The 11750-nt window shown below is 75.3% G+C and carries 11 protein-coding genes; 4 read left to right on the top strand and 7 right to left on the bottom strand.

The window, feature by feature from the left end; translation table 11 throughout:
* The first annotated feature begins 9 nt into the window (after positions 1-9).
* Positions 10-1611, top strand: coding sequence for a protein kinase (locus AB0C33_RS49610; protein WP_358302342.1), 1602 nt, complete (start codon positions 10-12; stop codon positions 1609-1611).
* 60 nt (positions 1612-1671) lie between these two features.
* Here AB0C33_RS49610 and AB0C33_RS49605 read toward each other — a convergent pair whose 3' ends face one another.
* Entirely contained in the window at positions 1672-2367 is a 696-nt protein-coding gene (locus AB0C33_RS49605) for a hypothetical protein (protein ID WP_358302339.1), read from the bottom strand.
* 236 nt (positions 2368-2603) lie between these two features.
* Between AB0C33_RS49605 and AB0C33_RS49600 the strand changes: the two genes are divergently transcribed.
* The gene (locus AB0C33_RS49600) at positions 2604-4193 is read left to right on the top strand and encodes a lectin (protein WP_358302336.1); all 1590 of its coding nucleotides are present in this window, start codon (positions 2604-2606) and stop codon (positions 4191-4193) included.
* A gap of 61 nt (positions 4194-4254) precedes the next feature.
* Here the strand turns inward: AB0C33_RS49600 and AB0C33_RS49595 are convergent, their stop codons facing one another.
* Positions 4255-5217, bottom strand: coding sequence for an NADP-dependent oxidoreductase (locus AB0C33_RS49595; RefSeq protein ID WP_358302334.1), 963 nt, complete (start codon positions 5215-5217; stop codon positions 4255-4257).
* Between the two features lie 99 nt (positions 5218-5316).
* Here AB0C33_RS49595 and AB0C33_RS49590 point away from each other — a divergent pair, with 99 nt between their 5' ends.
* Positions 5317-5928 carry a helix-turn-helix domain-containing protein gene (locus AB0C33_RS49590; RefSeq protein WP_358302331.1) on the top strand — a complete coding sequence of 204 codons (612 nt, stop codon included), beginning with the start codon at positions 5317-5319 and terminating at the stop codon, positions 5926-5928.
* On the opposite strand, the gene AB0C33_RS49585 is transcribed toward AB0C33_RS49590, so the two are convergent.
* The 4 genes from AB0C33_RS49585 to AB0C33_RS49570 all read right to left on the bottom strand — a co-directional run bounded on the left by AB0C33_RS49585 (position 5891) and on the right by AB0C33_RS49570 (position 9452).
* Positions 5891-6745, bottom strand: coding sequence for a dioxygenase (locus AB0C33_RS49585; RefSeq protein WP_358302328.1), 855 nt, complete (start codon positions 6743-6745; stop codon positions 5891-5893). The genes AB0C33_RS49590 and AB0C33_RS49585 overlap by 38 nt on opposite strands.
* A gap of 66 nt (positions 6746-6811) precedes the next feature.
* Positions 6812-7825, bottom strand: coding sequence for an NAD(P)/FAD-dependent oxidoreductase (locus tag AB0C33_RS49580; RefSeq protein ID WP_358302325.1), 1014 nt, complete (start codon positions 7823-7825; stop codon positions 6812-6814).
* Between the two features lie 4 nt (positions 7826-7829).
* Entirely contained in the window at positions 7830-8351 is a 522-nt protein-coding gene (locus AB0C33_RS49575) for an isoprenylcysteine carboxylmethyltransferase family protein (RefSeq protein ID WP_358302322.1), read from the bottom strand.
* Positions 8352-8387: 36 nt separating this feature from the next.
* Positions 8388-9452, bottom strand: coding sequence for a type III polyketide synthase (locus AB0C33_RS49570; protein WP_358302319.1), 1065 nt, complete (start codon positions 9450-9452; stop codon positions 8388-8390).
* A gap of 126 nt (positions 9453-9578) precedes the next feature.
* Between AB0C33_RS49570 and AB0C33_RS49565 the strand changes: the two genes are divergently transcribed.
* The gene (locus AB0C33_RS49565) at positions 9579-10451 is read left to right on the top strand and encodes a UbiA family prenyltransferase (RefSeq protein WP_358302317.1); all 873 of its coding nucleotides are present in this window, start codon (positions 9579-9581) and stop codon (positions 10449-10451) included.
* An 88-nt stretch (positions 10452-10539) separates the two neighbouring features.
* On the opposite strand, the gene AB0C33_RS49560 is transcribed toward AB0C33_RS49565, so the two are convergent.
* A complete protein-coding gene (locus AB0C33_RS49560) occupies positions 10540-11721 on the bottom strand; it encodes an NAD(P)/FAD-dependent oxidoreductase (RefSeq protein WP_358302314.1) in 1182 nt (393 codons plus the stop codon).
* Positions 11722-11750: the final 29 nt, after the last annotated feature.

The raw sequence follows: 11750 nt of genomic DNA, 5'->3' as shown, positions 1-11750 counted from the left end.
CACCGCCTCATGCCGAACGCCGAGCCCTTACGTCCTGGAGATCCCACGTCCTTGGGGGCCCACCGGATCACCGGATGGCTGGCCTCCGGCGGGCAGGGGGTCGTCTACCTCGGCCAGGGGCCGGACGGGCGGCCCGTGGCCGTCAAGGTCCTGCACGGGATCGTGGCCGGTGAGCGGTTCGCCGCCCTGACGGAGGCGGCCCGCCGGGTGGACTCGCCGGGCGTCGCGCGGGTGCTCGACGCGGCCTGGGGGCGGCTGTCGTACATCGTGAGCGAGTACGTGGAGGGGCCGTCGCTGGCCGAGGTGGGCCGGCTCGGCGGCGGGAACCTGCGGCACCTGGCGGTCGGCACGGCCACGGGGCTGGCCGCGCTGCACCGGGCGGGGCTCACGCACGGCGACCTCAAGCCGTCCAGCGTGCTGCTCGGCCGGGACGGCGCACGCCTGGTCGGCTTCGGCACCGCGGGAACCGGCCCGGGCTCCGGCCGCGCCGGCGCGGGCACCGGGCCAGGGCGCGGCTCCGACGGCGGCGCGGTGGCGTACATGGCGCCGGAGCAACTGGCCGGGCGCACGGCGAGCGCAACGTCAGGGGCAACGTCAGGGGCGACGTCGGGTGCGACGTCGGGGGCGGCGGCGGGAGCGGCGGCGGATGTCTTCGCCTGGGCGTCGGTGATGGTGTTCGCGGCCACGGGCCGGCCGCCGTTCGGCGACGACGCCCCGGCCGCGGTCGCCGGACGCATCCTGCGCGGCGAGCCCCAGCTCGGCGACCTGCCGGACCCGCTGCGCGACATCGTCCGCGCCTGCCTGGCCAAGGATCCGCAGGCCCGCCCGCCCATGACGGCCGTCCTGCCGCTCGTCCTGGGCGAGCCCCACCCCGCCACCCCGGCGCCTCCCGACGACTCTCGGGACGCTCCCGGGGGAACGGCCGCGGAGCCTCCTGACGATCATCGGCACGCTCCCGCGGGGACGGCCGACGGTCCGGTCGCCTCACCGGCGGGCCGGTCCAGGTGGGCGGTGGGACGGCGGTCGCCGGTGCTGGCGCTGGCGGCCGGGGCGGTGGCCGTGTCGGTGGCGGCCGGCGTCGTGGTGTGGAACTCCGGCAAGCGCCAGGCGGACGCCGAGGTGCGGTCCGCCCGTGAGCCCGTGCGCACGTCCGCCTCGGCGGGACCGTCCCGGCACGGCACGGCCGCGTCGAGGCCCACGAGGACGCCGCAGCACCGCGCGACCCGCCCCACCCCCTCCGCGACGGGCCCGTCGGAACGCTCCACGACGCCGCCCGCCACCACCCGCAGGGCCTCCTTCGCCCTGGCGTACGTGCGGGTCCAGGGCTCCTCGACGATCAACTCGGCCGGGGTCGCCTGCTACACCGGCGCGGTGAACTTCGCCGCCGGGGTGAACGCCAGCCGCCCCGGCGCCGCCTACTCCTACCAGTGGCTCTACGACGGCAGGGTCATCGAGCGCGGCTCGTCCCGCTTCCCCGCCGACAGCCGCAGCGGCTACGTCAGCTCCAGAAGGCTCATCACCCCCGCGAAGGGCAGGCACACCGTCACCTACCGGATCCTGACCCCCTCGCCCAGGACGAAGTCGGTCAGGTTCACCATGTGCGCGCCGTAGGCGGGCACGAGAAGGGCGGGCCCGCGTGGTGCGGACCCGCCCTGATGGCACCCACGGGGATCACAGCCCGTAGCTGACCACCCAGTATCCGTTGTACCGTCCGCCGTAGCAGGACAGCCTGGTCGGGCTGTGCCAGCTACGCACGACGACGCCACCGCCCAGGCGGCAGCGCAGCGAGGTCACGTACCGGTAGTTGTAGCCCCAGTCGCGGTCGCCGTCGCGGTAGCGGTCGTCGTCGTCGCGCTCCTCGTCCCGGTAGCGGTCGTCGTCGCGGTAGCGGTCGTCGTCGTCGCGCTCCTCGTCCCGGTAGCGGTCGTCGTCGCGGTAGCGGTCGTCGTCCTTGTACCGGTCGTCGTCCTTGTCGCGGTCGTCGTCCTGGTACCAGGCGTGTTCCTTGCCGTGGTCGTCGTCCTTGCACCGGTCGTCGTCGTCCTTGTACCGGTCGTCGTCCTGGTACCAGGCGTGTTCCTTGCCGTGGTCGTCGTCCTTGCAGCGGTCGTCGTCCTTGTGCCGGTCGTCCTTGTCGCGGTCGCCGTCCCAGGAACGGTCGCCGTCCCAGTGGTGGTCGCCGTGGTGCCTGTGGTGGTGGTGCCACCACGGGTCGTCGGCGAGGATGTACGGACCCCTGACGTCGTAGTCCGGGGCCACGTACTCGATCGGCTCCGGACGCGGGTCGGCGGCAGCCGGACCGGCGGTGACGAGCGGAAGAGCGCCTGCGGTGGCGCAAGAGACAAGTGTTGCGATGAGTCGTCGCATCACACCGATCCAATCACTGTCGATGATCTAATCGCTACAGATAGTAACCGCAGGTCAGCGACTTGAAACGCGGCCCGGAGGGCTCCGGGACGCCCCTTCGGAAGCCCTTTGCGCGCCGAACGGCAGGCAACAGAATCCCTCAAGACCCCTTGACTGCACACGCAAACCGACGGACGATCCTGTTTGATTTAGTCGGATCATGTTGGGTCCTCACCCCTCGGTGTTGAAGGAGTCCCATGCGTGCGATCCTTCGGTCAACCCTCGCCCTGGCCCTCACCGCGACCTGCCTGACCGCCGTCGCCGGCCTCGCGCCCCCCGCCGCCGCCCTGGACAACGGCCTGGCCAGAACGCCCCAGATGGGGTGGAACGACTGGAACAGCTTCGGCTGCTCGGTCAGCGACGCCCTCGTCAGGCAGACGGCCGACGCCATGGTCGCCTCCGGCATGGCCGCGGCCGGCTACACCTACGTCAACATCGACGACTGCTGGTCCACCAGGACCCGCGACGCGGCCGGCGACCTCGTCCCCGACCCGCAGAAGTTCCCCGGCGGCGTCAAGGCCGTCGCCGACTACGTGCACGCCAAGGGGCTCAAGCTCGGCATCTACTCCTCGGCCGGCACCACGACCTGCGCCGGCTACCCGGCCAGCCTCGGCAACGAGCGCAGGGACGCGGCCCTGTGGGCGTCCTGGGGCGTGGACTACCTCAAGTACGACAACTGCGGCGACCACCTCGGGCAGAGCGCGCAGCAGCGCTACACCGCCATGCGCGACGCGCTGGCCGCCACCGGCCGGCCCATCCTCTACAGCCTGTGCAACTGGGGCCAGGACGCCGTCTGGACCTGGGGCATGCCGGTCGGCAACTCCTGGCGCACCACGGGCGACATCCAGGCGAACTGGGGCTCGGTCATGGGCATCCTGGACAGCCAGGCGGGGCTCGCGGCGTACTCGGGGCCGGGCGGCTGGAACGACCCCGACATGCTGGAGGTCGGCAACGCCGGGCTCACCGCCACCGAGTCGCGGGCCCACTTCAGCCTCTGGGCGCTGCTCAACGCGCCGCTCGTCGCGGGCAACGACCTGCGCTCGATGAGCGCCGAGACCCGGACGATCCTCACCAACGGCGAGGTCATCGCCGTCGACCAGGACTGGGGCGGCCGGCAGGGGCAGAAGATCGCCGACAGCGGCGACCTGGAGGTCTGGCGCAAGCCGATGGCCGCGACCGGCACGGGCACGGGGTCGGCCGCCGTCGTGCTGCTCAACCGGGGCGGCGCCGCGGCCACCGTCTCCACCACCGCCTCCGCGCTCGGCCTCGGCGCCGCCGCCACCTACTCCGTACGCGACCTGTGGGCCCACACGACCGGCTCCTCGACGGGCACGATCAGCGCCTCCGTCCCGGCCCACGGAGCCGCCATGTACGTCGTCACCGGCGGCGGCACGCCCCCCGCGGCCACCGCGCTCAAGGGCGCCGGCTCCGGCAGGTGCCTGGACGTGCCCGGCGCGTCCCAGACCAGCGGCACCCAGGTCCAGATCTGGGACTGCAACGGCGGCGCCAACCAGCAGTGGACCCCCACCACCGCGGGCGAGCTGCGCGTCTACGGCGGCAAGTGCCTCGACGTGTACGACCGCGGCACCGCCGACGGCACCCGCGTGATCATCTGGGACTGCAACGGCCAGACCAACCAGCAGTGGCGGCTCGGCGCCGACGGCACGCTCACGGCCGTCGGCGCGAACAAGTGCCTCGACGTGCCGGGCAACGCCACCGCCAACGGGACCAGGCTCGTCATCTGGACCTGCAACGGCGGCGCCAACCAGCGGTGGACCCGGGCCTGACCCCGCACGGGCCGCACGCGACCCGAACCACCCGCCGGAGCGGGCCGCGCGCAGGCCGCGCTCAGGCCACGCTCAGGACGATCTTCCCCTGGATGTGGCCCCGCTCGGCGCGTTCGTGCGCCTTCGGGGCCTCCTCCAGCGGGAAGACGCTGTCGACGCCGACGCGCAGCCGCCCGGCGTCGATCAGCTCGGCCAGCGCGGCCATCTGGGCCCCGTCGGAGTGGACCTGGCCGCCGCGGCGCACGATGCCGCGCCGGGCGAGCTCCTCGTCGTGGTAGTCGCCGAAGAAGACCGGGCTGAGCGTGCCGCCGTCCTTGAGCATGGGCAGCAGCGTGTGGCCGTCGGGGCCGCCCACGGTGTCGATCAGGCAGTCCACGTCGCGCACCGCGTCCTGCGGCCGGACCCGGGTGTAGTCGACGAACTCGGCCACGCCCAGGTCCTTCAGGAACGCCTCGTGCCGGCCGGAGGCGACGCCGATGACGTGCGCGCCGAGGTCCGCGGCGAGCTGGACGGCGAAGTGGCCGACGCCGCCGGCCGCGCCGTTGACCAGGACCCGGCTGCCGGGCCGCAGCCCGATGACGTCGTGGACGTACTGGTAGGCGGTGAGCCCGGCCATCGGCACGGCGGCGGCGGTGACGTGGTCCACCGAGGCGGGCTTGCGGGCCAGGTGGCCGGCCGGGGCGGTGGTGTACTCGGCGTACCCCCTGCCGCCCTCGTCGCCGACGCGCGGGAAGCGGACGAGGCCGTACACCTCGTCGCCCGCCCGCCACTCGGTGACGCCGGGGCCGACGGCCGTCACGACGCCCGACACGTCCGAGCCGGGGGTGAAGGGCAGCGGGATCTCCGGCCGCATCGACGGCGGAATGTTGGCGAACCCCCGGCGGGCGTACCAGTCGGGCGGGTTGAGCGCGGCGGCGCGCACCCGCACCAGGACCTCGCCCGGCCCCGGCGCGGGCCGGGGCACCTCCTCCAGGCGCAGGACCTCGGGGCCGCCGGTCTCGTGCACGCGGATGGCCTTCATCATCGATTCTCCTCGGGGAGACGGGCGCCGCTATGATGCGGAGCAGTGTTCCGGATCATAACTGGAGCACTGCTCCGCTTGTCAATCGCCGGAAGGTATCGGATGACCTCAACACCCCGGAACCAGCGCGCGGACGCCCAGCGCAACCGGGAGCGCATCCTGGCCGTGGCCGCCGCCGTCATCGAGGAGCAGGGCACGGAGGCGTCCCTGCGCGACGTCGCGCGCCGCGCCGAGGTCGGCCTGGGCACCCTCTACCGGCACTTCCCGACCAGGGAGGCGCTGCTGGAGGCGCTGCTGCGGCAGCGCTTCGACCTGCTCGCCGAGCGCGCCAGGACGCTGGCCGGCGCCGCCGCGCCGCACGAGGCGCTGGTGGAGTGGCTGCGCTCGTTCGTCGCGGGCGCGGGCGCCTACCGGGGGCTGGCCGCCTCGATGATGGCCACGATCAACGACGAGGGCTCGCCGCTGCACGCCTCCTGCCACGCCATGCGCCAGGCGGGCGGACGGCTGCTGGAACGCGCCCAGGCCGCCGGCGAGGTGCGCGCCGACGTGACCGGGCTCGACCTGTTCGCGCTGGCCAGCGCGGTGAGCTGGATCGCCGACCAGGCCCCCTCGCTGGCCGCCCGCGGCGACCACCTCTTCGGCCTGATCATGGACGGCCTGCGCCCCCCGGAGCGGCTCACCCGCCCGGCGCCCACCCCAGCGGCACCAGCCTGAGGTCGAACTCGACCTCCTCGTAGGGCCCGTCCATCTCCCAGCCGCCGGTACGCGGGACCGGCCGCCGCACCAGCTCCTCCTTGACCGCGAACGCGGCGTCGGAGCCCAGGTAGGGGTCGCCGGCCAGGAACACGTGCGTGGTCAGCGGCCGGTGGCCGGGCGCGGCGACCTGGTAGTGCAGGTGGGCGGGGCGCATCGGGTGCCGTCCGATCGCGCGCAGCAGCCGGCCGGCGGTGCCGTCGGCAGGCACCGGGTAGCTGCTCGGGCGGATCGTGCGGAACCAGTAGCGGCCCTCCTCGTCGGCGGTGAACAGGCCGCGCAGGTTGCCGGGCCGCTGGGCGTCGTCCTGGCTGTCGTAGAGGCCGTCGTCGGCCGCCTGCCACAGGTCCACGGTCGCGCCGGGCAGCGGCGTGCCGTCGCAGGACAGCACCCGTCCGTGCACGACCATCGGCGTTCCGCGACCGCGTTCGGGGCCCTCGCTGATCCACGCGCCGGGCTCGCGTACGGGGGCGGGGGAGTGGAACGGGCCCTCGACCGAGGAGGGCGTCATGTTGTCCGGGCCGGCGTGGTTGACGTCGTCCACGGCGGAGGTGAGGCCGAGCATGTCCGACAGCAGCACGAACTCGTCGCGGTCGGGCGTGCACCACCTGCCGGTCTCGGCGAGGAAGGCGAGCCCGGCCCGCCACTCGGCCTCGGTGGGACGCACCTCGTCCACGAACGCGTGCAGGTGGGCGATCAGCGCGGAGACGATCTCGCCGACCCGCGGGTCGGGGGCGTCCACCTGGTCGAGCACCTGCCGCACGAGCTTGTCTGTCATGGCGACCGTCCTTGACGGGGACCGTGGGGGTTCATTATCGGCGTCCGGCCAGGGGCCGGGGAAGGCTCAGGCCAGCACGCGGACCACGCCGGCGAACAGGCGGGGCAGCCGGCGCGCCGCCGGGACCACCAGGCGGGCCGTGCCGGGACGGCGGGCGGCCTGCACCAGCGCCGCCGTCAGCAGCCGGTGCGTGCGCGACAGGCGCAGCCACGCGCCGTCGTAGTCCTGCGGACGGTCCGCCGCCAGGCACCCGACCAGCAGCTCCGCCGAGCGCACGGCCAGCGAGACGCCCTCGCCGGTGAGCGCGTCCACGTAACCGGCGGCGTCGCCGACCAGCAGCACGCGACCGGCCCGGCGGGAGCGCACCGCCTGGCGCAGCGGGCCCGCGCCGCGCACCGGGGTGACGGCCGGGCCGCTCAGGCGGCGGGCCAGCCCGGGGAAGCCGCGCAGGTGCTCCTCGAAGCCGCGCCGCGCCGAGCTGAGCACCGCGACGCCCACCAGGTCGTCGCCGACCGGCGTGACGTACGCCTCGCCCGTCCCCGACCAGTGGACCTCGACGAAGTCGCTCCACGGCTCGATCCGGTAGTGCCTGCGCAGGCCGTACCGGCGGGGGCCGCGTACCGGCAGGTCGAGGCCGAGCGAGCGGCGCAGCGGCGAGTGCAGGCCGTCGGCGGCCACCAGCCAGCGGGCCCGCAGCCCGATCGCGCTCACACCGTCGCGGTCCTGGTCGGCGCGGGTGATCCGGCCGGTGACCGTCTTGACGCCCAGCTCGGCGGCCCGCTGCCAGAGCGCGGCGTGCAGGCTCGTGCGGCGGACGCCGAGGCCCGGCCCGGCGGCGAACGCGGCCCGCGCCTCCCGCCGCCCGTCGAGGTAGTGGATGCCGCGGAAGCCCCGCCCCTCGACCGGCGCGCCCATCGCCGCCAGCGCGGCCACCCCGCCCGGCATGACGCCCTCGCCGCACGCCTTGTCCACCGGCGCGGCCCGCGGCTCGACGACCACCGCCTCCATCCCGGCCAGCGCCGCGTGAATCGCCGTGGCCAGCCCCGCCGGCCCCCCACCCGCCACCAGCACGTCGATCACCGGCTCACCCCCTGGTCGCGAGGGCGAGCGCGGCGTTCTCGCAGCGGATGCGCACCACCATCAGCGCGGCGTTGAGCAGCGTGAACGCCAGCGCCGTCAGCCACGCCGTGTGCACCAGCGGCAGCGCCAGCCCCTCGGCCGCCACCGCCACGTAGTTGGGGTGCCGCAACCACCCCAGCCGGTACGGCCCCCGCCGCACCAGCGGCAGCCCCGGCACCACGATCACCTGCGTGTTCCACCGCGGCCCGAGCGCGCTGATGCACCACCACCGCAGCGCCTGGGCCGCCACGACCACCGCGAGCATCGGCCAGCCGAGCGCGGGCACGAACGGCCGCCCGGCCAGGGCCACCTCCAGCGGCGCGCACACCAGCAGCCCGGTGTGCAGGGCCACCATCCACGGATAGTGCCCCCGCCCGGTCACCAGGCCGCCGCGCGCCATGCTCCACGCGGCGTTCCGCCTGGCGACGACCAGCTCGGCCAGACGTTCCAGGCCGACGAGCACGATGAGCACCAGATACCAGGTCACAGGCCAACCACCAGCGGATCGCAGGGACGGGGGAGACTACCAGCGCAGCAGCACGAGCTCGGAGCAGAAACCGGGGCCCATCGCGATGACCAGCCCCCAGCTCCCCGGCGCGGGCGGCTCCCCGGCCAGGGTGTCGCCGAGCACGTGCAGGACCGAGGACGACGACAGGTTGCCGTTGGCCGCCAGCGAGCGCCACGTCACGTCGAGCGCGCCCACCGGCAGCTCCAGCACCTCCGACACCGCCTCCAGCACCTTCGGCCCGCCCGGATGGCACACCCACGCCGTCACCTCCCCGGGCGTGATCCCGTGCTCGGCCAGGAACCCGTGCACGTCGTCGGCCAGGTAGCGGCGCACCACGGCGGGGACGCTGGCGTCCAGCATGACCCGGAACCCGGTGTCGCCCACCTGCCAGCCCATGACGTGCTCCGAGCCGGGATACAGGTGGCTGCGGGTGGCGACGACCGCAGGCCCGGCGGCGGGCCCGGCCGCGTCCCGCCCGCCGCCGCTGGCGACCACGGCCGCCGCGCCGTCGCCGAACAGCGCGCTGGCGACCAGGTTCGCGGGCGAGGAGTCGCCGCGCTGCAGGGTCAGCGAGCACAGCTCCACCGACAGCAGCACGGCCACGTGATCCGGCCAGCCGCGCAGGTAGTCGTGCAGCCTGGCGATGCCCGCCGCGCCCGCCACGCAGCCCAGGCCGAACACCGGCACCCGCTTGACGTCGGGACGCAGCCCGAGCGCGGCGGCCAGCCGGGCGTCCACGGACGGCGCGGCGATGCCGGTCACCGACGTGAACATGATCAGGTCGACGTCGGTCGGCTCCAGCTCGGCGGCGTCCAGGGCGGCCTTCACGCTCTCCAGCCCCAGCTCGACCGCGACGGAGACGAAGGCGTCGTTGGCCGCGCCGAAGCCGTTCAGCTTCTCGTAGCGGTCGATGGGCAGGGCGAGGTTGCGGTGCTCCACGCGGGCGCTGCGGTGCAGCCGGTCCAGCAGGCGGCGGTCGGCGCCGTCGGGCAGGCACAGGCGGGCGGCCATGTCGGTGAGCTCGGACTGCGGGTAGCGGTGGGGAGGGAACGCACAACGGACTGCGGAGATTCGGGTCATGCAGTGCTCCCTCGACAGGTCGCCCACAACATCCACTCCCCGCACGCTTCCCGCAAGGATGGTCATTTAAGCCATACGCGGCGCGTGGGAATTCTCGTTCCGGATCTCCCGGTCTACGATCACCGTGTGACCGACCCGGATCCCGCGGCCGCCGCCGTCGTGCGCGGCGGGCCGGTCCGCACGGCCGTCGCGCTGGCGCTGGCCTGCCATCCGGGCCCGACCGTGGCCGTGACCGCCCTGGTCACCGCGCTGGCCGTGGCGGCGGGCCGGGACCCGGCCGGGTGCGTCCTGGTGGCCGCCGCCGTGCTGGCCGGGCAGTTGTCGATCGGCTGGTGCAACGACGCGCTCGACGCCGGACGCGACGCCGCCGCGGGGCGCACGGGCAAACCGGCCGCCGACGGCACGGTGAGCGTGACCGCCGTGCGGGTGGCCGCGCTGGCGGCCCTCGCCCTGTGCGTGCCGCTCTCGCTGGCCTCGGGCCGGACGGCGGGGCTGGCGCACCTGGCGGGCGTGCTGGGGGCCTGGGGGTACGACTTCGGCCTGAAGGCCACCGTCCTGTCGTGGGCGCCGTACGCCGTCGGGTTCGGGGTGCTGCCGGCGTTCGTGACGCTGGGGCTGCCCGGGGAGCCGTGGCCGGCGTGGTGGGCGGTCGCGGCGGCGGCGCTGCTGGGCGTGGGCGCGCACCTGGCCAACGTGCTGCCCGACATCGAGGGCGACCTGGCGACCGGCGTGCGCGGGTGGCCGCAGCGGCTGGGGGCGGCGCGCGTACGGCTGCTGGTGCCGGTGCCCTTGGTGGCCGCCACCTGCCTGCTCGTCCTCGGGCCCGCGGGCGGCCCCGGGGTGGCGGGATGGGCGGCCATGGCGGCCGCGGTGCTGCTCGCGGCCGGGGGAGCGCTGCTGGCCGGACGGTCCGCGCGGGCGCCGTTCGGCACCGCCGTCGCCGTTGCGGCCGTGGACGTGCTCCTGCTGCTCGCCAACGGCGCCGCCCTGACGGCCTGAGCCGACGGTGCCGCCTTGACGGTCTGAGCCGACGGTGCCGCCCTGAGGGTCTGAGCCAACGTTGCCGGCCTGACGGTCTGCGCCTCGGTCAACCGCGGTGGGGCAGGCGTGCCGCGCCGCGCAGCCAGCGCAGGCCCACCGCCAGGGCCAGCGGCGCGGGCACCGTCCCGGCCCCGAGCCCGACCTCCACCAGCAGGTCGAACACCTCCTTGCGGCGCGCGGCGGTCGCGATGGCCGCGTCGATGAACCCCGGCGACTGCGCCAGCCGGGCCAGCACGTCGGTCGTGCGCAGGTGCCGCCCCAGCGCGCCGCGAAGCTTGGCCCGGTACCGCGCCAGCGGGTCGCCCGCCGCCGCACCTGCCGCTTCGACCAGCGCTTCGACCACCGCCTCGGCCGCCAGCCGTCCCGACAGCAGCGCGTAGTAGATGCCCTCGCCGGTCAGCGGGTTGATCAGCCCCGCCGCGTCCCCGGCGAGCAGCACCCGCCCGGCGCCCGGCGCGGGCCGCCCGGTCGACAGCGGCAGGTGATGGGCGCGCAGGTCGCGCGCGGGCCGGTCGGGCAGCAGCTCGGCCAGCCTGCCGTGCAGCACCTGGCGGCCCGGCGCCCCCGCCGCCCGCAGCCGGGGCAGCAGCATGCCGAACCCGACGTTCGCGGTGCCGTCGCCGATCGGGAACGACCACGCGTAGGCCGGCCAGCCCGCCCGCTGCATCGCGATGAGCTGCACGTCGTCGGCCTCGGGCACGTCGGCGTAGCCGCGCACGGCCAGGGCGGTGTGCCGCTCGCCCGCCGCGGGCAGCCCGATCAGCCGGCGCACCGCCGAGTAGGCCCCGTCGGCCGCCACCACCGCGCGGGCCCGCAGCCGCCCGTCCAGGACGACCCAGGACCCGTCGTGGGCCAGCTCCCTGACGCGGTGGCGGCGCACCTCGACGCCCCGGGCCCCGGCCGCCGCCACCAGCCGCGCGTCGAACACCCGGCGCGGCACCACGTGGTTGGGCCGGGCCGCCTCGGCCGAGACGCGCAGCCCGCCCGGCGAGACCACGGTCAGCCGGGGCGTGGGCCGGTAGTCGTCGATGAGGTCCGGCAGGCCCAGCCGGGCCAGCTCGTCGCGGCCGTGCGCGGCGATGCCGTCGCCGCACGGCTTGTCGCGGGGGAAGCCGGCCCGGTCGAGCAGGACCACGCGCAGGTCCGGCCGCAGCTGGACGGCCCGCAGCGCCGCCGCCGACCCCGCCGGTCCCGCGCCCACGACCGCCAGGTCCCATTCCTCACCCATGCGAGGTCTTGTCCCACCCGGCGCGGTGG

Source organism: Nonomuraea sp. NPDC048881, assembly GCF_040649795.1.
In the GTDB taxonomy this organism is placed as follows: Bacteria; Actinomycetota; Actinomycetes; order Streptosporangiales; family Streptosporangiaceae; genus Nonomuraea.
This window is presented reverse-complemented; position numbering and strand designations above follow the sequence as displayed.